Genomic DNA, 23,324 nt, shown 5'->3' with positions numbered 1-23,324 from the left:
TGCCGCCCGGAGTGCTCCATGCCTGATTACCGCTCGAAAACATCCACCCACGGCCGCAACATGGCCGGCGCCCGCGCACTGTGGCGCGCCACGGGGATGAAAGATGACGACTTCAAAAAGCCGATCATCGCCATTGCCAACTCGTTCACCCAATTCGTACCGGGCCACGTCCACCTCAAGGACCTCGGCCAACTGGTCGCCCGCGAGATCGAACGTGCTGGCGGCGTCGCCAAGGAATTCAACACCATCGCGGTCGATGACGGCATCGCCATGGGCCATGACGGCATGCTGTATTCGCTGCCGAGCCGCGAGATCATCGCCGACTCCGTCGAGTACATGGTCAACGCGCACTGCGCCGACGCCATCGTGTGCATTTCCAACTGCGACAAGATCACCCCCGGCATGCTGATGGCCGCCCTGCGCCTGAACATCCCGGTGATCTTCGTCTCTGGCGGCCCGATGGAAGCCGGCAAGACCAAACTCGCCAGCCACGGCCTCGACCTGGTCGACGCCATGGTGATCGCCGCCGACTCCAGCGCCTCTGACGAAAAAGTCGCCGAGTACGAGCGCAGCGCCTGCCCGACCTGCGGTTCGTGCTCCGGCATGTTCACCGCCAACTCGATGAACTGCCTGACTGAAGCCCTCGGTCTGGCACTGCCAGGCAACGGTTCGACACTGGCCACCCACAGCGACCGCGAGCAGTTGTTCCTGCAAGCCGGCCGCACCATCGTCGAACTGTGCAAACGCTACTACGGCGAGAACGATGAGTCGGTGTTGCCACGCAACATCGCCAACTTCAAGGCGTTCGAAAACGCCATGACGCTGGACATCGCCATGGGCGGCTCGACCAACACCATCCTGCACTTGCTGGCCGCCGCCCAGGAAGCCGAGATCGATTTCGACCTGCGCGACATCGACCGTCTTTCGCGCCACGTTCCGCAACTGTGCAAAGTCGCGCCAAACATCCAGAAGTACCACATGGAAGACGTGCACCGCGCCGGCGGGATCTTCAGCATCCTCGGTTCCCTGGCCCGTGGCGGCTTGCTGCACACCGACCTGCCGACCGTACACAGCAAGACCATGGCCGAAGGTATCGCCAAGTGGGACATCACCCAGACCAACGACGAAGCGGTGCACCACTTCTTCAAGGCCGGTCCGGCAGGCATCCCGACCCAGACCGCGTTCAGCCAGTCGACCCGTTGGGAAACCCTCGACGACGACCGTGAAAACGGCTGCATCCGCAGTGTCGAACACGCCTACTCGCAAGAAGGCGGCCTGGCCGTGCTGTACGGCAACATTGCCCTGGACGGTTGCGTAGTGAAAACCGCAGGCGTCGACGAGTCGATCCACGTCTTCGAAGGCAACGCAAAAATCTTCGAAAGCCAGGACAGCGCCGTGCGCGGTATCCTCGCCGATGAAGTGAAAGAAGGCGATATCGTCATCATTCGCTACGAAGGTCCGAAAGGCGGCCCGGGCATGCAGGAAATGCTCTACCCGACGTCCTACCTGAAATCCAAGGGCCTGGGCAAAGCCTGCGCCTTGCTCACCGACGGCCGCTTCTCCGGCGGCACCTCGGGCCTGTCCATCGGCCACGCTTCGCCAGAAGCCGCTGCCGGCGGTGCAATCGGTCTGGTACGCGACGGCGACAAAGTGCTGATCGACATTCCGAACCGCTCGATCAACCTGTTGGTCAGCGACGAAGAACTGGCTGCGCGCCGCGTGGAGCAAGACAAGAAAGGCTGGAAACCGGTTGAAGTGCGCCCACGTAAAGTGACCACCGCACTGAAAGCCTATGCCTTGCTGGCGACCAGCGCCGACAAGGGCGCTGTACGTAACAAAGCGATGCTCGACGGGCTGTAATGCTTAACCGTTGAACACAAAAATGCCCCGCCAAGTGCGGGGCATTTTTTGTGTTTCAGAAGACCCTGTGGGCGCCTAAAGCCGTGCAGCCTCAGCAAGGCTCACGGCATGCGCTCGCCCAACTGCCCCCGCAGGAAGCGATACAGTCCCTCGGCGCTCTTGCGATAACCATCCGCGGTCAAGTGCACCAGATCATTGCGGGCCAGCTCATTGGCCTGCCACCGGCTGATTGAGCAATCACCGCCCATGAAGGCCTGCCAGTCCCAGAACAGCACGCGATTGCGCTGCGCCACGGCTTTCTGGATCTGGATGAGCTGTCGCAAGGGCTGCGGCTGCGCGGAAGCGCAGGCACTCGCGCCACGGTGCTTGATGGAGTCCGGCGCACCGACCAGCAGAATCACGGCCTTGGGCAAGGTTTTACGCAACAGGGTGATTTTGTCCTGCAACTGGCTCCGGTATTTATCCAGATCCAGGTCGTCGTCGAAGGCCTCGTTGGTGCCGTAGGCCAGGATGACCATGTCCGGGCGCAACGCCTTGAGGGTGTCCGGCCAATCGGCCTGCCACTTGTCCAGCACGTCCAGCCGGGCACCGTTGATGCCCAGCGCCGAATAAATCACCCCGGCGCTCTTCTGCCCGAGGATATTCCAGCCACCCAGGGCCAGTCCCTCAGTATTGCTGACACTCATTTCCACTGGCAGCGTCACGTTGTTGAACGGCGGGCTGAAGCGCCACTGCCCGCCCGTGGCCGCAAGCATGCGACTGGCCTGAGTGAGATTGGTCTGGGCCTTGAGGCTGCTGTTGGCAGTCGCCTGATAGAGCGCTGAAATCCGGTACTGCTGGAGACTGCCTTCGCGCTCGGCGATCTGCACCTTGGCCCCCGGGGTCATCGGTAACGACAAGTAACCGCCCAGTGGGAACTGAGTACTTTGTTGATTACGTGCCGAGACCAGCGACCACTGACGATTGGCGGCGGTGAGGATGACGCGTTCATAGCGCGTGCCGGGCACAGGCGTTGCGGCGACAAACCCTATCCCGCCATCACCGTACTGGGCCTGCAACAACCGCCGCACCTCACCACTGAACAGATCGGCCGCCGTGTGGGAGTCGCCCAACTGCACAATGGTGATCGGCGTGCGATCCGCCGTATTGAACTTGCGCGCCAGTGCCACCAGGTTCGGATCGCCGCCCCCCACCGGCACGACGTTCTTCGAGGTGTAGCCTGGTTTTTTCGGCGCAGACGCCGGTGTGGCCTGGACCTCGGTCGTGGGGCTGCAACTGCTCAGCAGAGTAATGCTCAACAACAGCGCAATGCCGTGCAGTCGCCGCATATCAGTGCTCCGTCAATTGTTGGCTGGGAAAGTTGATCAGCGACAACACGCGTTCGGCGATCAGCCTTTGCCCGGTCGGCGTGAAATGGATGCCGTCATCGACCCGGGTCTTGACCTTCCGGCTACCGTCGACCGTCAGGTAATAGGAGAACTCATCGGTTTGATAGCCCAGAATCTCGTTGGCCGACACAAAGTGCTGATGGTAGGCCGCAAGCTGGCTTTTGTAGAGCCCGTTCAGGTAGGCCATGGCCGTCGACAGCTTGGCCTTCTCCATGTTTGGCGGGCCGACCCAGATCACCTGTACCTGGTGCGCGCGGGCGGAGTCGAGAATGGAGTCGATACGCTGACGATAGGCCACTTCCCATTCGGGGGTCTTGAAGCGCAAGAACGGTTTGTGCTTGCCTTCGGGCATGTCCCAGGGATCGTTGGGGCCGAGGAACATCACCATCAGGCGAATCTTCGGGTGGCCCTGCAAGGTGCTCTCGACGGTTTTCGGCCAGTTGAAGAAGCTCGGGTAGGCCAGCCCGGTACTCTGCCGGCTCAGGTTGATGCTCTTGACCTTGTAACGCTTGAGCAGGGTGTTCGCCATATGCGGGGCAACCCCTTGCATCAGCGAGTCACCGACAAAAAGCACCTCATCACCGAGCGCCAGCGTCGCCATCAGCGGAGTAACCGGCGCGCCGTCAACGGGCGGCGCAGGCTTCACCTCGGGATCAGTCACGACCTGGGGCGGAGCTTCTACCGACTTCGCTGCCTGTTCGAGTGTCGGCAATGGCGCGAGCGTCTCGCCAAGCGGTTCCTCTTCATTCACTGCGGCTTGAGCCTGATCGATCAGTTTGACGTCATCCAGGCCCTCAAGCCGGGCGATCAAACCTGACCGCGCCTCCGCCAGCGTCTGGTTCAACTGAGCCCCGAAACGCCACTGCGGATTCTGCGCCAGGCCGGAAATCTCGCAGCCATCGTGATACTTCTGCTGACAGTACAGACGAATCGAGTCCTGGTTGAACCAAAACAGCAGCGCGCTGATGACGAGGATCGCATACAACACTTTGAGTGCGCCGCTCAGGTTCGTGGGCAGTGGCGATGCGTTAGAAACTGGCATAGATAAACCCCGGTACGCCCGATGGAGAAGCAAAGATAACCACGCAAATAAACAGCCCCAACGGCACTGGATACAGCAGCCATGGCAACCGGACACTGGCGTCGAACAACCGACGCGTCAGCGCCACAATCTGTGGATAGATCGCCACGAACAGCAGGCAGCCCAACAATGAAAGACCATTACTGACCAGCCCCGCCCGCGACATCCCGCCCAGACCGCCGAGCATCTCGATGGCATCCCCAAGGGATGCACAACGGAAGAATATCCAGGCAAAAGCCACATAGTGGAAGGTCAACAACCGCGCCAGCAGATCGGCCCCCAGCCAGGTCGGACGCTCCGGCAGCCAGTGGCTGAAGAGTTTGTACAGCGCCAGTCCCACGCCATGCAGTGCACCCCAGATGATGAAATTCACACTGGCGCCGTGCCACAGCCCGGAAATCAGCATGGCCAGCAGCATGTTCAGATTGCCGCGCCAGACCCCACGGCGATTGCCACCGAGCGGGATGTACACGTAGTCACGGATAAACGTCGACAGACTGATGTGCCAGCGCCCCCAGAATTCCTTGAGGTTACGCGCGGTGTACGGGAAGTTGAAGTTCAGCGGCAAACGGAAACCCAGCAACAAGGCGATGCCCGTCACCAGGTCGGTGTAGCCGCTGAAGTTGAAGTAAATCAGGAACGAATAACCGTAAACGCTGCGCAAGATCTGCTCGGCCGAAAAGCTGACGGACGACTCGAACACCGGGTCGACCCATTCGTTGGCCAGCCAGGAGCTGAGGAAGAACAGCTTGACCACCGCCAGCGCAATCAGCCCCAACGCCCGCTGCGGTTCCAGCACCTGCCGGGCTTGCGTTGGGCGAATCTGCGGCAGCATGTCGGTGGCCCGGTTCACGGGACCGGCAATCAGGCTCGGGAAAAACGCCAGGTACAACGCCAGGTCAAAAGGCGAACCAGGCTTTAGCTCGCCACGGTTGATCGACACCAGGTAGCTGACCGAGTGAAAGGTGTAAAACGACAGTCCGACCGGCAGCAACACTTCCAGCAGCGGCAGCGAGACTTCAAGCCCTAGCTGAGCGAAAGCGCTTTGCACCGTACTGGTAAAGAAGTCCTGGTACTTGAACAGGTAAAAGCAGCCGAGCACCAGTAACAACATCAATCCGTTGACGAATGAGCGCCCCGGAAAACGTTCACTCAGCAACCCGAGCAGGTACACCAGTGCGGTGTAGCCCAGCAGGATGTAGAGGAAGTCCAGACTGAAACTGGCGAGGATCGCGTAACTGGCGGCCAGCAACAGTACGTTCTGTAGACGCGTACTCCGGCACACAGACCAGTAAACGAGGAAAAAGAGGATGAAACACAAGCCGAATTCAATCGAGAGATAGCTCACAGCGTAGTCCATTACGTACAGCAGAAACCCAAGCCCGACACCGAAAAACAGGCCGGGGCGCAAACGGCCGAGAGTATGGCAGAACGCCTTTAGCCGTAACAAGTTGAAACACTCTTACGAATGAACAAAGCGCCCAGACGTGCAGGTTGCGCAGGCTCAATCCCCCGCAACCGGCCGAGCCAGAGCGCTACTGCGATGCAGGCAGCCCGGTTTTACAGAATATCCTCCGGCTTGACGATCACCCAGTTCTTGTCCGCCGTCACTTGCAGGCCTTCTTTGGCTTGGGCGGCGGCGTGTTTGGCCATCATGCCGTTGAGTTGAGTCATGTACTTGTCCTTGCGGTTGACCCACAAGTGCACGCCGCCCTTGGCCACGTCGACACTGTGGAACAGCATGTAGCCGTCACTGGACGGGGTGTCGCCGCCCACCAGCACCGGTTTTTTCCACTCGTCGATGTAGGTCAGGATCGCCGCTTGCTTACCGGCCATCCAGGTCGCTGGCGTCCACAGGTAGGGCGTCAGCTCAAGGCCCAGGTTGGCTTTCTCGTCATATTTGCCGGCGGTGATCTGCTTGCGCGCGGTGGTCAGCTCGCCGGTCTTGCGGTCCTTGAGCAGCGTGCTCACGCCAATCACGTTTTGCGGTTTGACGTTGTAGCCGTACTTCGGATCAGCCGCGACCATGCGCACCAGTTCTTCAGAAGCAGCGGTCATCACATAAACCTCGATGCCGTTCTCCATCAGCTTGTTGTACAGCTCGGCCTGGCCGGTGTAGACCTTCGGTGGCGGGACGTCGATGTTCTTGACCACATCGCCGTCGTAATAGGTGCTCGGCACCGGTTTACCGGAGGCCATCATCTCATCGACGTAGCCTTTGAGTTCCTTGAGGGTGAACCCCGAGAACACCTGAGCGACCCATGGGTAGCACACCATGTCGTCCACTTCGCAGAGGCGATAGTAGTAGCTGAACAGGCTTTCCTTATGGTCGGCAGTGTCCTTGAACGGCATCAGTTTCAGGGACGGATCAAGGGTCTCGCGGGTGATCAGCCCCTTGTTTTCCATGAACGGCAACAGCGACTCTTCAAGGTCATAGCGGTAACTGGTGTTGTCCATGTCGAACACCGCAAAGTTACCCTTGTTGGCGTTGGCCGCGATCATCGCGTCCAACTGCTTGGCCTGTGCCTCGGGCCAGTGTTTGAGTTCGGTGGCAAACGCTTGACTGGCAAGACCCAGACACATCGCAACGGCTAACAGTTTCGGAGCGAACTTCATGTGCATTTCTCCCTGAATGAAAGCCATCGACGCTAACAAATCAGTGTGACAGTTTTCGTCTGCGCACGACCGCTTGCGTCCTGAATCCGTCACCGGCATTCACCACAGCGCCATGGGCTTATTCCAAAAACGACAGCAGCCATGCGTTTTTGATATTAATTCATTAGATATCAAGCTGTTAGGCTTACCGGTTCGCAATCGCCCCGGAACGCGATTGGCACAAGTCTTTTTGGAGCCTCAATGAATCTGTCGCTGATCCTCAATCTGCTGGTGTTCCTCGCCTTGCTGTTCGGCCTGGCGCAAACCCGTCACACCACCTGGAGCCTGGCGAAAAAAGTCCTGGTCGCGCTGGTGCTGGGCGTGGTGTTCGGTGTTGCCCTGCACACGGTTTACGGTGCCGGCAGCCCGGTGCTGAAGGCATCGATCGGCTGGTTCGATCTGGTGGGCAACGGTTATGTGCAGTTGCTGCAAATGATCGTGATCCCGCTGGTGTTCGCCTCGATCCTCAGCGCCGTCGCCCGTCTGCACAATGCCTCTTCGCTGGGCAAGATCAGCTTCCTGACCATCGGCACCCTGCTATTCACCACCGCCATTGCGGCGCTGATCGGCATTGGCCTGACCAACCTGTTCGGCCTGACGGCTGAAGGCCTGGTCGCCGGCACCCAGGAAATGGCTCGCCTGCAAACCATTCAGACCGACTACGCGGGCAAGGTCGCCGACCTGAATGTCCCGCAGTTGCTGTTGTCGTTCATCCCGCAGAACCCGTTTGCCGATCTGGCCCGGGCCAAACCGACCTCGATCATCAGCGTGGTGATCTTCGCTGCATTCCTTGGGGTCGCGGCGCTGCAACTGCTCAAGGATGACGTCGAAAAAGGTCAGAAAGTGCTCAACGCCATCGACACCCTGCAAGCCTGGGTGATGCGTCTGGTGCGTCTGGTGATGAAACTGACCCCGTACGGCGTATTGGCGCTAATGACCAAAGTGGTCGCCGGTTCCAACCTGCAGGACATCATCAAGCTCGGCAGTTTCGTTGTGGTGTCGTACATCGGCCTGGGCCTGATGTTCGTGGTTCACGGCCTGCTGGTGTCGCTGGCCGGGATCAACCCGCTGCGCTTCTTCCGCAAAGTCTGGCCGGTGCTGACCTTCGCCTTCACCAGCCGCTCCAGCGCCGCGAGCATTCCGCTGAGCATCGAAGCACAAACCCGCCGTCTGGGTATTCCACAATCAATCGCCAGCTTCGCCGCCTCGTTCGGCGCGACCATCGGCCAGAACGGTTGTGCCGGTCTTTACCCTGCGATGTTGGCGGTCATGGTGGCGCCGACGGTGGGCATCAACCCGCTGGATCCGCTGTGGATCGCGACGTTGGTGGCGATTGTGACCTTGAGTTCGGCTGGGGTTGCCGGTGTCGGTGGCGGCGCAACCTTCGCTGCGCTGATCGTGCTGCCGGCCATGGGCTTGCCGGTGTCACTGGTGGCGCTGCTGATCTCGGTTGAACCGCTGATCGACATGGGCCGCACTGCCTTGAACGTCAGTGGTTCGATGACCGCCGGTGCAATCACCAGCCAGATCATGCAGCAGACCGACAAAGCGCTGCTGGATGCGGATGAGCATGAGGAGTTGGCGCAGGCGTAAACCGCACTGATCGTTCCCACGCTCTGCGTGGGAACGATCTCAGGCGCGCTCCCAAACCTCGAAGCTGTACGCCGGTTTATCGCCTTCCGCCGGATTCGGAGCATTCCAAACCAGTCTCCACTGGTTCAGATCAAACTCGGGAAACCACGCATCCCCCTCCGGACTCAGCTCCACGCGCGTCAGGTACAGCCGATCAGCGTGTACCAGCCCCTCCGCATACAACTGCGCACCGCCAATCAGCATCAGTTCATCGACACACTGCTCCCGCGCCCAAGCTTCAGCACGAACCACTGCGGCCTCCAGCGACGGATAAACCTCTGCTCCGTGCAGTTGCAGATCGGTTTGGCGGCTAACCACGATGTTCAATCGTCCCGGCAACGGGCGACCAAGGGAATCCCAGGTCTTGCGTCCCATGATGATTGGTTTGCCCAGCGTGGTTTCCTTGAAGTACTTGAAATCCCCCGGCAAGTGCCAGGGCATGCTGTTGTCGACGCCGATCACTCGGTTTTCACCGAGGGCAGCGATCAGACTGAGAGGAAGAGTTTTTTTCATGCGGGCGAGGATACCAGAGGCTCACTATCTCGCAACGTACCCCGACCAGCGTAACAGCGGTTATGCTCAGCGTTCATTTGAGCGACGGGATGCCGCGTGACTGAACTGACCACACTGCAAACACTTTGGCTGACTGAAACCATCCGCCTGCGCGAGGAACATGCAGGCGCTTTGGAAGATCAGGAAGCCAACCGACTGGCCCGTAGCGCGGGCGGCGACCTGCCGACCCGCATCGAGGCCCGCGCCCTGTGGCTGGCCGAACGCGATGGCTTGACCGGCGCGCTACGCCATTGGCTGCAAGGGGCGCGACTGGCGCTGATCGTTCTGGCCGTATTGGCGATCGTCAGCGGTGCCGGGCTGGCATTTGCTGCGTTGAACGACGGCCAGACACCGGTCAACGTGTTCTGGGCCCTCGGCAGTCTGCTTGGATTGAACCTGATTCTGCTGCTGAGCTGGGCCTCGGGCCTGATCTTCGCCGGTGACTATGGCGCCACGCTCGGGCGCTTATGGTTGTGGCTCAGCGAAAAACTCGCCCGCGACGCCAAAGCCGCACAACTGGCGCCGGTCCTGCTGCTGTTGCTGCAACGGCAGAAACTCAATCGCTGGGCGCTCGGCGGGCTGGTCAACGGTTTGTGGCTGCTGGCAATGCTCAGCGCTCTGGCGATTCTGCTGACGCTGATGGCCACCCGACGCTACGGTTTCGTCTGGGAAACCACGATTCTCAGCGGCGATACGTTCGTGGTCATGACCCAGGCGCTTGGCGCTCTGCCGGCACTGCTCGGCTTCAACGTGCCGACCACGGAGATGATCCGCGCCAGCGGCGACACCGCGTTGAATATCGAAAGCGCCCGGCAAGCCTGGGCCGCATGGCTGGTGGGCGTGTTGCTGGTGTACGGCGTATTGCCGCGTTTGCTGCTCGCGCTGTTCTGCCTGTGGCGCTGGACAACCGGCCGCGCGGCCTTGCATCTGGACCTGAACCTGCCCGGCTACGCGCCGTTGCGTGAACAACTGATGCCGAGCAGCGAGCGCCTCGGCGTCAACGATCTCGCGCCCGAGCACCTGCATCAGGTCGAAGGCGGCGCCAGCGCGCTGGACAGCGACGGTGCGTTGCTGGTGGCCATAGAACTCGACGACCAGCGCCCATGGCCACCGCAACTGCCGAAGAACGTCAAAAACGCAGGCATCCTCGACAGCCGCGAGTCCCGACAAAAGTTGCTGGAACAACTGACCCGTTTCCCGCCGGAACGCCTGGCCATTGCCTGCGACCCTCGGCGCTCGCCGGATCGCGGCAGCCTGGCGCTGATCGCCGAACTCGCCCGCAGCGCCAGCGCGACACGGATCTGGCTGCTGCAAGCACCGCCCGGCCAGGCACTCGACGCCGAACGCCTCGGCGACTGGCACACCGCGCTGCAACAGTTGGCGTTGCCGTTCGCTGACTGCGCGCCGATGAACTGGCTGGAGTCGGGTCATGACTGATGCTGGAAAGAAGCCGCTGAAACTCGCGGTGGTCGGCCACACCAACGTCGGCAAAACCTCATTACTGCGCACCCTGACCCGCGACGTCGGTTTCGGCGAAGTCTCCCATCGACCCAGCACCACCCGGCATGTCGAGGGCGCCCGATTGTCGGTGGACGGCGAGGCCTTGCTTGAGCTTTACGACACGCCGGGGCTGGAAGACGCCATCGCCCTGCTCGATTACCTGGAGCGGCTGGAGCGACCCGGCGAACGCCTCGACGGCCCGGCGCGGCTGGCGCGTTTCCTCGACGGCAGCGAGGCGCGTCAACGTTTCGAACAGGAAGCCAAAGTACTGCGCCAACTGCTGGCGTCCGACGCCGGCCTCTATGTGATCGACGCCCGCGAGCCGGTGCTGGCCAAGTACCGCGATGAACTCGAAGTGCTGGCCAGTTGCGGCAAACCGCTGCTGCCGGTACTGAATTTCGTCAGCAGCGCCGACCACCGCGAGCCGGATTGGCGCGACGCCCTGGCCCGTTTGGGCCTGCATGCGCTGGTGCGTTTCGACAGCGTGGCGCCGCCCGAAGACGGCGAGCGCCGGCTCTATGAAAGTCTCGCGTTGTTGATGGAAAGCGCACGCGTTCAGCTTGAGCGATTGATCATCGACCAACAGGCGCAACGCGCAGCGCGCCAGCAAAGCGCGGCACGCTTGATCGCCGAACTGCTGATCGATTGCGCCGCCTGTCGACGCAGCGTGGTCAGTGACGCCGCACAGGAGCAGCAGGCCATCGGCGAACTGCGCAAAGCCGTTCGCCAGCGCGAGCAACGCTGCGTCGAAGCGCTGCTCAAGTTGTACGCGTTCCGCCCACAGGATGCCGCCGCCAGCGACTTGCCGCTGCTGGATGGCCGCTGGGGCGATGATTTGTTCAACCCCGAAACCCTCAAGCAATTAGGTGTGCGGGTCGGAAGCGGGATCGCTGCAGGTGCCGCGGCCGGTGCCGGGGTGGACTTGCTGGTGGGCGGTCTGACCCTCGGCGCCGCGGCACTGGCCGGGGCGATTGTCGGCGGCGCCCTGCAAACGGCGCGCGGTTACGGCAGCCGCTTGCTGGGCAAAATCAAAGGCCAGCGTGAGCTGACCGTTGACGACAGCGTGCTGCGTTTGTTGGCATTGCGTCAGCGGCAACTGGTGCAGGCCATGAATCTGCGCGGACACGCGGCGATGGACAGCATCCAGGTCGCCACACCGCAGGACAAGAGCTGGCGCGAAGGCAAACTGCCGGAGGCGCTGACCAAGGCGCGGGCCCATCCGCAGTGGTCGTCGCTCAATCCCCATGCAAGGTTGAGCCAGGCGGAACGCCAGCAGCAGATTGAGGTGTTGGCGCAGCAACTGTAGACGCTGATCGTTCCCACGCTCCCGCGTGGGAACGATCAGCGGCCCTGTAAGACGCCTTCAGCTCGGCACTCAGCACTTAATATCGATTATTTGCGCAACAGGCGCAGACCGTTGAACACCACCAACAGGGCCACGCCCATGTCGGCAAACACCGCCATCCACATGGTGGCGAGCCCCACGAAGGTTACCCCAAGAAAGATCGCCTTGATGATCAACGCCAGGGCGATGTTTTGCGTGAGGATATTCGAAGTCTGTCGCGACAGCCGGATAAACGCCGGAATCTTGCGCAGATCATCATCCATCAGGGCGACATCGGCGGTCTCGATCGCAGTATCGGTGCCGGCCGCGGCCATCGCAAAACCGATCTGTGCGCGAGCCAGTGCCGGCGCATCGTTGATGCCATCGCCGACCATCCCGACTCGATGCCCCTTAGCGTACAAGCCTTCGATAGCCTTGAGCTTGTCGGTCGGCAGCAGGTCGCCTCGCGCCTCATCAATACCCACCTGAGCGGCAATCGCCCGGGCGGTGTGCGGGTTGTCGCCGGTCAGCATCAAGGTCTTGATGCCCAGTTCATGCAACTGCCGGATAGCTTCGCGGCTGGAGGCCTTGACCGTATCGGCCACCGCGAACAGCGCCAACGGACCCGAGGTGTCGAGCAACAACACCACAGTCTTGCCCTGTTCTTCGAGGGCAAACAGTTTCTCTTCCAGCGCCGGTGAGCACAGGCCCAGCTCTTCCACCAGGCGGTGATTGCCCAAGTGGTAAACCTGACCATTAATCTCTCCGCGCACGCCACGGCCGGTCAGCGCTTCGAAGTTATCCACAGCGAGCAGCGTTAGCTGTTTATCCACAGCCGCATTGGCGATGGCCAGCGATACCGGGTGATCGGAACGCCCGGCGAGGCTGGCGGCCAGGATCTGCGCGGTGTTTTCGACCGTAGGGTCCAGGGACAGGTAATCGGTCTGCACCGGCTTGCCGTGGGTGATGGTGCCAGTCTTGTCCAGCGCCAGGTAATCAAGCTTGTGACCACCTTCCAGGTACACGCCGCCCTTGATCAGGATACCTTTACGGGCCGCCGCTGCCAGACCGCTGACGATGGTCACCGGGGTGGAAATCACCAGCGCGCAGGGGCATGCGACCACCAGCAGCACCAGCGCGCGGTAGATCCAGTCGAACCAGGCCGCGCCCATGAACAGCGGCGGAATGAGCGCCACGGCCAAGGCGAAGACGAACACCACCGGCGTGTAGATTTTCGAGAAGCGGTCGACGAACCGCTGGGTCGGCGCCCGCGCGCCCTGGGCGGCTTCTACGGCATGAATGATCCGCGCCAAAGTCGAGTTGTTGGCCGCGGCGGTCACTTTGAACTCCAGCGAACCGGACTGATTGATGGTCCCGGCAAACACTTTGTCGCCGACGGTTTTCTCGACAGGCAGGCTCTCACCGGTGATCGGCGCCTGATCGATGGTCGAGCTGCCAGACACTACTTCGCCGTCCAGGCCAATCCGCTCGCCGGGACGAACCCGCACCCGCGCACCGAGATCGATACTTTTGGCTTCACGCTCGGCCCAGCTGCCATCTTCCTGCTGCACGGTGACCTTTTCCGGGGTCATCTGCATCAGCCCACTGATTGCATTGCGCGCACGGTCCAGGGATTTGGCTTCGATCAGCTCGGCGACGGTGAACAGGAACATCACCATCGCCGCTTCCGGCCACTGGCCGATCAGCACAGCACCGGTCACCGCGATGCTCATCAGCGCGTTGATGTTCAGGTTGAGGTTCTTCAGGGCGATCCAGCCCTTTTTGTAGGTGCCCAAACCGCCGCTGAGGATCGAGATCAGCGCAACAATCGCCACCACCCAGGTTGGCGCGGCGCTGGTGAAGTGAATCACCTCGGCCGCCAACGCGCCGACACCTGATAACGCCAACGGCCACCAGGGCTTTTTCACTGGAGCCGGACGGCTGTCATTCGCCTTGGCGCCCTCCTCGATCGGCTCGGCCAGCATGCCGATGGACTTGATCGCGTCGATGATCGGCGCGGTGCTCGGCAAGTCGTGAGTCACGCCAAGTACGCGGTTGATCAGGTTGAATTCCAGCTGCTGCACACCCGCAAGCTTTCCCAGTTTGTTCTGGATCAGCGTCTGCTCGGTCGGGCAGTCCATGGCGTCGATGCGAAAACGGCTCAGGCGTGCGCCGTCGGTCGGCGTTTCACTGAGCTTGATCAATGAAGGCGCTGCGGCGCTGGAACAGCAAGAGCCGCCGTGACTGGCGTGATCGTGCTTCTGAACCGGCTGAAGTTTTTGCCCGTGGCTGTGATCGTGATCGTGATCGTGATCGTGATCGTGATCGTGATCGTGATCAGCTTGGGGTTTGTGGGTGTGCTGGGAATCGCTCATAAACTCGCGTCCGAAAAGGTGTCTGTTGCCAAGTGAACACCCTGTAGCCACTATAGGGTCAAGCAACCTTTTGGAGATCGACGCAATGAAGATCGGCGAACTGGCGAAACTGACCGACTGCCAGGTCGAAACCATCCGTTATTACGAGCGCGAAGGCCTGTTGCCGGAACCGGCCCGCAGCGAAGGCAATTACCGCGTGTACACCCAGGCCCACACCGAGCGCCTGACCTTCATCCGCAACTGCCGCACCCTCGACATGACCCTCGAAGAAATCCGCAGCCTGCTCAGCCTGCGTGACAGCCCACAGGATCAATGCGAAAGCGTCAATGCGCTGATCGACGAGCACATCCACCACGTCAAGGCACGGATCGACGGCTTGCTGGCCTTGCAGACACAGCTGCTGGAACTGCGCCAAAGCTGCAGCGAACGGCCGGATATCGAGCAGTGCGGGATTTTGCAACAGCTGGAAGTCAGCGGTGGCGTGGCAGCGAGCGAAGCCGAGCATTCGCATGTCGGCCGAAGCCACGGGCATTAAGCCGCCCGGCGCAGCATCAGCAACAACATGGCTAACGCGGCCAACACCGCGCCGGTGATGAACGTGCTTTGCGCCCCGACGGTTTGCCACAGCCAGCCCGCGAGCACACTGGCAATCAACAGGCAGACACCGCTGATCAGATTGAATATGCCGAACGCCGTGCCCTTCAGTTCTTCGGGGGCGGTATCAGCCACCAGTGTCGCGAGGATGCCTTCGCTGAAGCCCATGTGCAGTCCCCACAAGCCCGCGCCCAGCAGCATCGTCAGGGTTGAATGGGATTGAGCGAGCAGCAGATCCGCCAGCACCAACAGCCCCATGCCGAGGCACAGCAATTTCGTGCGACTGATGCGGTCGGACAGCCAACCGGCCGGGTAGGCCGACAGCGCATAGAATACCGACATGACCACCATCACCAACGGTACCCACGTGGCTGACAACCCGGTCTGCTGCGCCCGCAACACCAGAAACGCTTCGCTGAAACGCGCCAGCGTAAACACACCACCCACGACAACTACCCACCAATACCCAGACGAGAAGTCGTAAAGGACTCGCCAATGAATGGGCGATCGAAAGGTGTGCTTGCCAACAGCGTGCCCAGGCTCTTGCACGCCGGCGACAATCAGCGCCACCGCGATGACCGCCGGGATCACGGCGAACCAGAGTACCCGCTGGATATCGGCGAGCCAGAGCATCAGCACAATGGCCAGCGCGGGGCCGACAAAGGCCCCGACAGTGTCCATCGACTGGCGCAATCCAAAACAGGCACCGCGAATTTCCGCGGGAGCGATATCCGCCACCAAGGCATCACGCGGCGCGCCGCGAATGCCTTTGCCGATGCGGTCCAGAAAACGCGCGGTGAACACCAGTTCTACCGAATGAGCCAACGGAAACAGCGGTTTGGACAGCGCAGCCAGACCGTATCCGAGTAACAGCAAGCCTTTGCGCCGACCGATAAAGTCGCTGATCGCACCCGAGAAAACCTTGACGACCATCGCCGTTGCCTGGGCGATGCCCTCGATAATGCCGACGGTCAGCGCGCTCGCGCCCAGGGTCGTGACCAGAAACACCGGCAGCAGGCTGTGCACCAGTTCGGACGAAACATCCATGAACAGGCTGACAAAGCCCAAGGCCCAAATGGTTCGGGGAATACGCAAAGATTCCGGTCTGGCCTGATTCACGTATTCATCCTGTCGTGCTCCAGGGCCTTATCGAAGGCGATGACCAGACCCTATGAGTGAATATTGCGCCGAGCGAGTGCCGGAAATACTCGCTGGTACAGGCGCTCACAAACGTCGAGCAGACGCTCGTCCAGTTGTCTGCGGCCCAGCACTTGCTTCACCAGCCAGGCACTGATCAGCGAAACCAGCAACGACCCGGCAATATCGAATGGGAAGTGCACGCCCAGGTAGACACGCGCCCAGCCAACCAACGCCCCCAGCAGCAAAACCAGCAGGCCCAACTTGCGCAGCGAGGCCAGTATCAACCCAAAGGCTAGCGCAAACATCACCGTAGCGTGGTCGCTGGGAAAAGATGATTCAGCGGCATGCGCCAGGAAATTTTGCCCCAGTCCCAACATGAAGGGACGTGGGTGGAACCAAAGGCTGCTGATCAGCAGATTGCAGGCCAGCGCGAAGACGATACTCAGCGTCGCAGTGAGCGCTACCGCCCGCTGCCGCCGTGAGCCTCGCAACCACAGTCCTGCCAGCAAAAGCGGCACACAGTAGATTAGCCACTGCGCCAGAAACATCGCCAAAGACCGCATGGGCGCCGAGGCATCAGCGCTGGCGTTGATCGCCAGGAACAGGCTGCGATTGAGTTCTTCCACACATAGACGCCATTCAGATCATCAGAAAACCCCGCACCGCGATTACACGCGCAGCGGTACCTATCATAGTAGTTGCAATCGCCCGGATAGTCGGAGCACCCCGCCATCCGGGCTTCAGGCGTTTGACACCTGTTTTGCCACAAGTCCTGCTGCCACACGGCACGTCAGCAACTGGGTAAAACCCGCCGTCAATTCGAGCGTTCGACAGTGTCGGACTGGGCTTTCTGACTGCTTGCTACAGCCTGCGCATGTTCAGACTGCTGATAGTGAACCATCGCCACATCGCGTGCCGCGTCCATTCGGGCCTGAACCTTGTCGCCGCCGCCTTCAGCCATCGCAGCTACAGAAGCGCACATCAGGGAAACGACCAAAAGAGCTTTCAGGGATTTCATCGGGAACTCTCCAGTAGTTGGGTTCTGCCAGACCCTGTATTGGCCTGACTGGAGCTCATCCTATAGGGCGCTATTTATCGACCCTTTCCCCGGGAGATGAATTTTCTGACATGTAGGCTTTTAGATTCGCGGCGCTGATGCTGGATCGCTCATCGCTGATCGTTCCCACGCTCTGCGTGGGAACGATCGGAGGGGACTAGACCGCCATTGGCGCGGTCATTGGCGCGTGGTGTTCGTAACCTTCCAGCGAAAAGTCGCTCGGCTCGATCTGTTCCAGCCACTCCGGCTGGTACACGCCGGTCTTGGCGAACTCCGGCACGCGGTCGGAAATCACCAGTTTTGGCATCGGGAACGGCTCGCGCTTGAGCTGTTCGTTGAGCATGTCCAGGTGGTTCTCGTAGACGTGGGCGTCACCGATGAAATAGGTGAACCAGCGCGGCGTGTAACCGGTCAGGCGACCAATCAGGCTCAGCAGCGCGGCACCTTCGGTGAGGTTGAACGGTGTGCCCAGGCCCAGGTCGTTGGAGCGGATGTAGAGCGTCAGGGAAATCTCTTTGGTCTCGACATTCGGGTGAAACTGATACAGCAGATGGCACGGCGGCAGGGCCATTTCATCGAGCTGGGCGCAGTTCCAGCCGTGGAACAGGATACGGCGGCTGCCCGGGTCCTTGATGATGGTGTCGACGCACTGGCGAATCTGGTCGATCGCCTTGTACAGCACCACATAGGCCTGGCCGTCTTCTTCACCTTCAGCGATCTGCCGATAGCCCTGGCTCAGGGTCTGCTCGATAGCCGCCTGGTTGCTGACCGGAATCTGCTTGTACGCCGGCCATTTGCGCCATTGCACGCCGTAGATCTCGCCCAGGTCGTCGTCGCCCTGACGGAACGGGTTGGCCAGCCACTGGGCGTTTTCATTGGCATTCTGGTCCCAGACCTTGCAGCCCAACGCGCGGAACTCCGCCGCGTTGTTCACACCTCGCAGGAAACCGACCATCTCGCCGATAGCCGATTTGAACGCCATCTTGCGGGTAGTGATCGCCGGGAAACCTTCTTTCAGGTCATAGCGCAGCATCGCACCGGGAAAGCTGATGGTGTTCACACCGGTACGGTTGGCTTGCTTGGTGCCGTTCTTGATGACGTGGGCGACCAGATCGAGATATTGCTTCATGAGTTACCTGTGTCCTTGAACCCGGGACCAAAGCCCCGGGATTCGAATGTAGAGCGCGACGGCTTAAGCTGTCGGGGCAACCGGAGCCGCCGGAGCACGGTGATAAGCCAGCCAGATCAGGAACAGACCGGCAAGGATCATCGGTACGCACAGGACCTGGCCCATGGTCAGCCAGTTCCAGGCCAGATAGCCCAACTGCGCGTCCGGCACGCGGACGAATTCGACGATGAATCGGAAAATACCGTAGAACAGCGTGAACATCCCGGACACGGCCATGGTCGGCCGCGGCTTGCGCGAGAACAACCAGAGGATCAGGAACAGCGCCACACCTTCCAGCGCGAACTGATACAGCTGCGACGGATGACGCGGCAGCTGTGCCGGGTCGCTGAACGGCGGGAAGATCATTGCCCACGGCAGGTCGGTCGGCTTGCCCCACAACTCGGCGTTGATGAAGTTACCGATACGCCCGGCACCCAGGCCGATCGGCACCATCGGTGCGACGAAGTCCATCAGCTGGAAGAACGACTTGCCATTCTTTCTACCGAACCACAGGGCCGCCAGCATCACGCCGATGAACCCGCCGTGGAACGACATGCCGCCCTTCCACACTTCAAAAATCAAGGTCGGGCTGGCCAGGTAAGCACTCAAATCGTAAAACAGCACATACCCGAGCCTGCCGCCGACAATCACCCCCATCGACATCCAGAAGATCATGTCGGAGAGCTTCTCCTTGGTCCAGGTCGGGTCGAAGCGGTTCAGCCGACGCGATGCCAGCATCCAGGCGCCGCCGATGCCGATCAGGTACATCAGACCGTACCAGTGGATTTTCAGCGGGCCGATGGCCAGGGCCACCGGGTCAATCTGCGGGTAAGGCAGCATTGCGACTCCTCGTTAGAGTTGAAACGTAAAATTCCTGACGCGACCGTGCCACGCCTGGATTAAGCCAGGATTGTGTCGCTGTTCCCGGCAAAAAGAGCTCAAAGCAAAAAGCTCAAACCCACGACAAACAACAAAGCGGCAAACAGCCTTTTCAGCAAACGTGGCGACAGCTTGTGGGCCAGTCGCGCACCGATGCGGGCAAAGACCATGCTGGTCAGGGCAATGCCCAACAGCGCCGGTAAATAAATGAACCCGAGACTATGAGCCGGCAGGCGTGGATCGTGCCAGCCCAAAATCATGAAACTTAATGCACTGACGAGCGCAATCGGCAGACCGCAGGCCGAAGACGTGGCCACGGCTTGCTGCATCGGCACACTGCGCCAGGTCAGAAACGGCACTGTCAGCGAGCCTCCGCCGACCCCGAAAATCGCCGAAGCCCAACCGATCACACTGCCGGCCAGGGTCAGGCCGAATTTGCCGGGCACCGTTCGGCTGGCCTTGGGCTTGACCTCCAGCGCCAGCTGCAAGGCAATGACCAACGCGAACACGCCGATGATCTTCTGCAAATGCGGTCCCGAGATGGCTTCGGCCGTCAGCGCGCCAAAACCCGCGCCGATCAGAATCCCGACGGTCATCCAGACAAAAATCGGCCAGCGCACCGCGCCTTTCAGATGATGTTCGCGCACCGCATTGACTGACGTGAAGATGATCGTCGCCAACGACGTTCCGACGGCCAGGTGAGTCAGCACTGACACATCAAAACCCTGCAAGGTGAAACTGAACACCAGTACCGGGACGATGATGATCCCGCCGCCCACCCCAAACAGCCCGGCCAGCACGCCGGCACAGGCACCCAGCAGCAGATAGAGCGGAAATTCCATGACTGCCCCCCGAAATAAGTGCGGCATGGTAACGGATGCATGGCCTCAAGCTCCACTGGATGGCGATGGATACCCGCCAGCTCTATGCGTAAAGTGAGCAAAAAAAGCCAAGAGGGATAACCCCATGTGCTTGATCGTCTTCGCCTGGCGGCCGGGTCACGCCACGCCGCTGATCGTTGCGGCCAACCGCGACGAGTTTTATGCACGCCCCAGCCTGCCGCTGGCGCAATGGCCCGAAACGCCAGAGGTGTACGCCGGACGCGACCTGGAAGCGGGTGGCACCTGGCTGGGCATTGGCGCCGACGGGCGCTTTGCCGCACTGACCAATATCCGCGACCCGCACCAGCCGCCGGCGCGCAAATCACGCGGCGAGCTGGTGGCACGGTTTCTCACCGGCGACTTGCCGATTGATCAGTATTTGGCCGACGTTGTCGACAGATCACCGGAATATGCCGGGTTTAATCTGCTGATCGGCAATCGTCATGAGCTGTGGCATTACAACGCGCGCACGCCTGGGCCAGGCAAACTGCAATCAGGCATCTATGGATTGTCGAATGCCGGGCTTGATACGCCGTGGCCGAAAGTGCTCAAGGCCAAGGCGGCGTTGAGTGAAGTACTGGCCGACCCGCAGCCGCAGGCTTTATTGGCGCTTTTAGGCGACCCGCAAACGGCGCCGTTCGCCGACTTGCCGGATACCGGGGTCGGGCTGGCGACCGAGAATTTGTTGTCGAGCGTGTTTATTGCCAGCCCCACCTATGGCACGCGAGCGAGTACCGCGCTGATTGTGCGAGCGGACGGGACGCGGCATATGGTTGAACGAAGTTTCGGGCCGTATGGCGGGCATCTTGGGGAAGTGGAGATCAGGCTTTAACGATCGTTCCCACGCTCTGCGTGGTAACGCCTCCTGTGACGCTCCGCGTCACCGACGCAGAGCGTCGAGGGCTGCATGCCCACGCAGAGCGTGGGCATGATCAGTACACGCTAGAGAGGCTTGATCGCTGCCGGATTGATCATCCGCGCCAACCCAAGGTTCTTCAGCGCCAGTTGCAGCGAGCTGTGGATCACTTGCGGGTTGTCGATGGTCATCAGCTCGGCGAGCAGATCCCTGGCCCAGCTCAGGTTGATCTGGCGCAGCATCCACTTCACTTTCGGCAAGTTGGTGGCGTTCATCGACAGGCTGTCGAAGCCCATCGCCATCAACAGCACCGCCGCCGCCGGGTCACCGGCCATCTCGCCGCAGATACTCACCGGCTTGCCTTCGGCATGTGCATCGCGCACCACGGTTTGCAGGGCTTGCAGCACCGCCGGGTGCAGGTAGTCGTAAAGATCGGCTACCCGCGGGTTGTTACGGTCCACGGCCAGCAGGTACTGGGTCAGGTCGTTGGAGCCGACCGACAGGAAGTCCACCTGCCGTGCCAGTTCCTTGGTCTGGTACACCGCTGCGGGAATCTCGATCATCACGCCAACTGGCGGCATCGGCACGTCGGTGCCTTCGTCGCGCACTTCACCCCAGGCGCGGTGAATCAGGTGCAGGGCTTCTTCCAGCTCATGCGTGCCAGAGATCATCGGCAGCAAAATGCGCAGGTTGTTCAGGCCTTCACTGGCCTTGAGCATGGCGCGGGTCTGTACCAGGAAGATTTCCGGGTGGTCGAGGGTCACGCGAATCCCGCGCCAGCCGAGGAACGGGTTGTCTTCCTTGATCGGGAAGTACGACAGTGACTTGTCGCCGCCGATGTCCAGGCTGCGCATGGTTACCGGTTGCGGATGGAAGGCGGCGAGTTGCTCGCGATAAATCGCCAGCTGCTCCTTTTCGCTCGGAAAGCGCTGATTGATCATGAACGGCACTTCGGTGCGGTACAGACCCACGCCTTCGGCACCACGCTTCTGCGCCCGTGCCACATCCGCCAGCAGGCCGGTGTTGACCCACAGCGGCATGCGGTGACCGTCGATCGTCACACACGGCAAGTCGCGCAGTGCATCCAGCCCCAGCGCCAGTTGCTTCTCTTCTTCGACCACGTCGGCGAACTGCTTGCGCAGCACGTCACTCGGGTTGGTGTAGACCTCGCCGTGGTAACCGTCGACGATCATCTGGATGCCGTCGACCTTGGAATACGGCAGATCGACCAGGCCCATCACCGTCGGGATGCCCATGGCTCGCGCCAGGATCGCCACGTGGGAGTTGCCGGAACCGAGTACCGACACCAACCCCACCAGCTTGCCTTCCGGCACCTCGCCGAGCATCGCCGGCGTCAGTTCTTCGCTGATCAGAATGGTGTTGTCGGGATAGACCAGGGTCTGCTGACGCTCTTCCTGCAAGTAAGCCAGCAGGCGTCGGCCAAGGTCCTTGACGTCCGAGGCACGTTCACGCAGGTAGGCGTCGTCCATCAATTCGAAACGGTTGACGTGATCGGTGACCACCTGACGCAGTGCGCCCTGGGCCCATTGGCCGGTCTTGATCACGGTGGTCACTTCGCTGCCCAGCGAAGCGTCGTCGAGCATCATCAGGTAGACGTCGAACAGCGCCCGCTCTTCCGGCCGCAATTGCGTGGCGAGCTTGGCGGACAGCGCGCGCATGTCGGCGCGTACGCCTTCGATGGCGGTCTTGAACAACCCCAGCTCTGCTTCGATATCAGCGATGGTCTTGTCGGGCACCACGTCCAGATCGGCTGGCGGCAACATAACCACCGCGGTACCGACCGCCGCACCGGGCGAGCCGGGAACGCCAACAAACTTTGCTTCCTGAATGCCCTTGCCCTGACGCCCCAGACCACGGATCGAACCCGTGGCCTCGGCGTGGGCGATAACGCCCGCGAGCTGGGCGCTCATGGTCACCAGGAAGGCTTCTTCACCTTCGTCGAACTGGCGACGTTCTTTTTGCTGGATGACCAACACGCCGACAACGCGGCGGTGGTGAATGATCGGGGCTCCGAGGAACGAGGCATAACGCTCTTCACCGGTTTCGGCGAAGTAGCGATAGCGCGGGTGATCCGCGGCGTTTTCGAGGTTGAGGGGTTCTTCACGCGTGCCGACCAGGCCAACCAGACCTTCGTTGGGCGCCATGCTGACCTTGCCGATCGAGCGCTTGTTCAAGCCCTCGGTGGCCATCAGCACGAAGCGGTTGGTTTCAGGGTCGAGCAGGTAGACCGAGCAGACCTGGCTGCCCATGGCCTCTTTGACGCGCAACACAATAATCCCCAACGCCGCCTTGAGATCCTTGGCGGAGTTAACTTCCTGGACGATCTTGCGCAGCGTATTGAGCATGGCTCGGGGTCGAACT

Annotated in this window: 20 protein-coding genes; 7 read left to right on the top strand and 13 right to left on the bottom strand. The window is 61.0% G+C overall.

What is annotated here, in order from left to right:
- The first annotated feature begins 18 nt into the window (after nt 1–18).
- Nucleotides 19–1,860, top strand: coding sequence for a dihydroxy-acid dehydratase (ilvD, locus tag FPT12_RS01225; protein ID WP_145014284.1), 1,842 nt, complete (start codon nt 19–21; stop codon nt 1,858–1,860).
- Nucleotides 1,861–1,961: 101 nt separating this feature from the next.
- Here the strand turns inward: ilvD and FPT12_RS01220 are convergent, their stop codons facing one another.
- From FPT12_RS01220 to FPT12_RS01205, 4 genes are all read right to left on the bottom strand, one after another.
- Entirely contained in the window at nt 1,962–3,188 is a 1,227-nt protein-coding gene (locus tag FPT12_RS01220) for an SGNH/GDSL hydrolase family protein (protein ID WP_145014283.1), read from the bottom strand.
- A gap of 1 nt (nt 3,189) precedes the next feature.
- Nucleotides 3,190–4,290 (bottom strand): SGNH family hydrolase, encoded by a 1,101-nt coding sequence (locus FPT12_RS01215; RefSeq protein ID WP_145014282.1) that lies wholly within the window; start codon nt 4,288–4,290, stop codon nt 3,190–3,192.
- Nucleotides 4,277–5,677, bottom strand: coding sequence for an MBOAT family protein (locus FPT12_RS01210; RefSeq protein ID WP_256676555.1), 1,401 nt, complete (start codon nt 5,675–5,677; stop codon nt 4,277–4,279). The genes FPT12_RS01215 and FPT12_RS01210 overlap by 14 nt, the downstream gene beginning before the upstream one ends.
- Nucleotides 5,678–5,889: 212 nt before the next feature.
- Entirely contained in the window at nt 5,890–6,945 is a 1,056-nt protein-coding gene (locus tag FPT12_RS01205) for a haloacid dehalogenase-like hydrolase (RefSeq protein ID WP_145014281.1), read from the bottom strand.
- Between the two features lie 240 nt (nt 6,946–7,185).
- Between FPT12_RS01205 and FPT12_RS01200 the strand changes: the two genes are divergently transcribed.
- The gene (locus tag FPT12_RS01200) at nt 7,186–8,577 is read left to right on the top strand and encodes an L-cystine transporter (RefSeq protein WP_145014280.1); all 1,392 of its coding nucleotides are present in this window, start codon (nt 7,186–7,188) and stop codon (nt 8,575–8,577) included.
- Between the two features lie 39 nt (nt 8,578–8,616).
- Here the strand turns inward: FPT12_RS01200 and FPT12_RS01195 are convergent, their stop codons facing one another.
- Nucleotides 8,617–9,129 carry a dihydrofolate reductase gene (locus FPT12_RS01195; RefSeq protein WP_145014279.1) on the bottom strand — a complete coding sequence of 171 codons (513 nt, stop codon included), beginning with the start codon at nt 9,127–9,129 and terminating at the stop codon, nt 8,617–8,619.
- Between the two features lie 96 nt (nt 9,130–9,225).
- Here FPT12_RS01195 and FPT12_RS01190 point away from each other — a divergent pair, with 96 nt between their 5' ends.
- Nucleotides 9,226–10,605 carry a DUF2868 domain-containing protein gene (locus FPT12_RS01190; protein ID WP_145014278.1) on the top strand — a complete coding sequence of 460 codons (1,380 nt, stop codon included), beginning with the start codon at nt 9,226–9,228 and terminating at the stop codon, nt 10,603–10,605.
- Entirely contained in the window at nt 10,598–11,974 is a 1,377-nt protein-coding gene (locus tag FPT12_RS01185; protein ID WP_145014277.1) for a GTPase/DUF3482 domain-containing protein, read from the top strand. Before FPT12_RS01190 ends, FPT12_RS01185 begins: the two co-directional genes overlap by 8 nt.
- 86 nt (nt 11,975–12,060) lie before the next feature.
- Here the strand turns inward: FPT12_RS01185 and FPT12_RS01180 are convergent, their stop codons facing one another.
- On the bottom strand, nt 12,061–14,196 hold the full coding sequence (locus tag FPT12_RS01180; RefSeq protein WP_256676554.1) for a heavy metal translocating P-type ATPase: 2,136 nt from the start codon (nt 14,194–14,196) through the stop codon (nt 12,061–12,063).
- Nucleotides 14,197–14,232: 36 nt separating this feature from the next.
- Between FPT12_RS01180 and FPT12_RS27850 the strand changes: the two genes are divergently transcribed.
- Together FPT12_RS27850 and cadR are read left to right on the top strand one after the other, a co-directional pair.
- Nucleotides 14,233–14,403, top strand: a complete 171-nt coding sequence (locus FPT12_RS27850) for a hypothetical protein (RefSeq protein ID WP_256676553.1) — start codon at nt 14,233–14,235, stop codon at nt 14,401–14,403.
- A gap of 49 nt (nt 14,404–14,452) precedes the next feature.
- Nucleotides 14,453–14,902 carry a Cd(II)/Pb(II)-responsive transcriptional regulator gene (cadR, locus tag FPT12_RS01175; RefSeq protein WP_054594507.1) on the top strand — a complete coding sequence of 150 codons (450 nt, stop codon included), beginning with the start codon at nt 14,453–14,455 and terminating at the stop codon, nt 14,900–14,902.
- Here cadR and FPT12_RS01170 read toward each other — a convergent pair.
- The 6 genes from FPT12_RS01170 to FPT12_RS01145 form a co-directional block, all read right to left on the bottom strand.
- Nucleotides 14,899–16,080: an MFS transporter gene (locus FPT12_RS01170; protein ID WP_145014275.1), complete on the bottom strand. Its 1,182-nt coding sequence runs from the start codon at nt 16,078–16,080 to the stop codon at nt 14,899–14,901. The genes cadR and FPT12_RS01170 overlap by 4 nt on opposite strands.
- A gap of 50 nt (nt 16,081–16,130) precedes the next feature.
- The gene (locus tag FPT12_RS01165) at nt 16,131–16,727 is read right to left on the bottom strand and encodes an undecaprenyl-diphosphatase (RefSeq protein WP_145014274.1); all 597 of its coding nucleotides are present in this window, start codon (nt 16,725–16,727) and stop codon (nt 16,131–16,133) included.
- Between the two features lie 188 nt (nt 16,728–16,915).
- Entirely contained in the window at nt 16,916–17,119 is a 204-nt protein-coding gene (locus FPT12_RS01160; RefSeq protein WP_145014273.1) for a co-regulatory protein PtrA N-terminal domain-containing protein, read from the bottom strand.
- A gap of 196 nt (nt 17,120–17,315) precedes the next feature.
- Nucleotides 17,316–18,287, bottom strand: a complete 972-nt coding sequence (locus tag FPT12_RS01155; protein ID WP_145014272.1) for a thymidylate synthase — start codon at nt 18,285–18,287, stop codon at nt 17,316–17,318.
- A 63-nt stretch (nt 18,288–18,350) separates the two neighbouring features.
- Nucleotides 18,351–19,166: a prolipoprotein diacylglyceryl transferase gene (lgt, locus tag FPT12_RS01150; protein WP_145014271.1), complete on the bottom strand. Its 816-nt coding sequence runs from the start codon at nt 19,164–19,166 to the stop codon at nt 18,351–18,353.
- A 98-nt stretch (nt 19,167–19,264) separates the two neighbouring features.
- Nucleotides 19,265–20,047, bottom strand: coding sequence for a sulfite exporter TauE/SafE family protein (locus FPT12_RS01145; RefSeq protein WP_145014270.1), 783 nt, complete (start codon nt 20,045–20,047; stop codon nt 19,265–19,267).
- A 124-nt stretch (nt 20,048–20,171) separates the two neighbouring features.
- Here FPT12_RS01145 and FPT12_RS01140 point away from each other — a divergent pair, with 124 nt between their 5' ends.
- Nucleotides 20,172–20,918 (top strand): NRDE family protein, encoded by a 747-nt coding sequence (locus FPT12_RS01140; RefSeq protein WP_145014269.1) that lies wholly within the window; start codon nt 20,172–20,174, stop codon nt 20,916–20,918.
- Between the two features lie 110 nt (nt 20,919–21,028).
- Here FPT12_RS01140 and ptsP read toward each other — a convergent pair whose 3' ends face one another.
- Entirely contained in the window at nt 21,029–23,308 is a 2,280-nt protein-coding gene (gene ptsP, locus FPT12_RS01135) for a phosphoenolpyruvate--protein phosphotransferase (RefSeq protein ID WP_054594514.1), read from the bottom strand.
- Nucleotides 23,309–23,324 lie beyond the last annotated feature (16 nt).

Origin of the sequence: Pseudomonas sp. H3(2019) (genome assembly GCF_007713465.1) — a bacterium.
Lineage (GTDB): Bacteria > Pseudomonadota > Gammaproteobacteria > Pseudomonadales > Pseudomonadaceae > Aquipseudomonas.
The sequence above is the reverse complement of the archived record's forward strand: the minus strand, read 5'-3'. Positions and strand labels throughout refer to the sequence as shown.

Coding starts and splice junctions, on each gene's coding strand:
- ptsP (WP_054594514.1), bottom strand. CDS start 23,308: ATGCTCAATACGCTGCGCAAGATCGTCCAGGAAGTTAACTCCGCCAAG.
- FPT12_RS01200 (WP_145014280.1), top strand. CDS start 7,186: ATGAATCTGTCGCTGATCCTCAATCTGCTGGTGTTCCTCGCCTTGCTG.
- FPT12_RS01195 (WP_145014279.1), bottom strand. CDS start 9,129: ATGAAAAAAACTCTTCCTCTCAGTCTGATCGCTGCCCTCGGTGAAAAC.
- cadR (WP_054594507.1), top strand. CDS start 14,453: ATGAAGATCGGCGAACTGGCGAAACTGACCGACTGCCAGGTCGAAACC.
- FPT12_RS01140 (WP_145014269.1), top strand. CDS start 20,172: ATGTGCTTGATCGTCTTCGCCTGGCGGCCGGGTCACGCCACGCCGCTG.
- FPT12_RS01155 (WP_145014272.1), bottom strand. CDS start 18,287: ATGAAGCAATATCTCGATCTGGTCGCCCACGTCATCAAGAACGGCACC.
- FPT12_RS01215 (WP_145014282.1), bottom strand. CDS start 4,290: ATGCCAGTTTCTAACGCATCGCCACTGCCCACGAACCTGAGCGGCGCA.
- ilvD (WP_145014284.1), top strand. CDS start 19: ATGCCTGATTACCGCTCGAAAACATCCACCCACGGCCGCAACATGGCC.
- FPT12_RS01205 (WP_145014281.1), bottom strand. CDS start 6,945: ATGAAGTTCGCTCCGAAACTGTTAGCCGTTGCGATGTGTCTGGGTCTT.
- lgt (WP_145014271.1), bottom strand. CDS start 19,166: ATGCTGCCTTACCCGCAGATTGACCCGGTGGCCCTGGCCATCGGCCCG.
- FPT12_RS01220 (WP_145014283.1), bottom strand. CDS start 3,188: ATGCGGCGACTGCACGGCATTGCGCTGTTGTTGAGCATTACTCTGCTG.
- FPT12_RS01160 (WP_145014273.1), bottom strand. CDS start 17,119: ATGAAATCCCTGAAAGCTCTTTTGGTCGTTTCCCTGATGTGCGCTTCT.
- FPT12_RS01145 (WP_145014270.1), bottom strand. CDS start 20,047: ATGGAATTTCCGCTCTATCTGCTGCTGGGTGCCTGTGCCGGCGTGCTG.
- FPT12_RS01185 (WP_145014277.1), top strand. CDS start 10,598: ATGACTGATGCTGGAAAGAAGCCGCTGAAACTCGCGGTGGTCGGCCAC.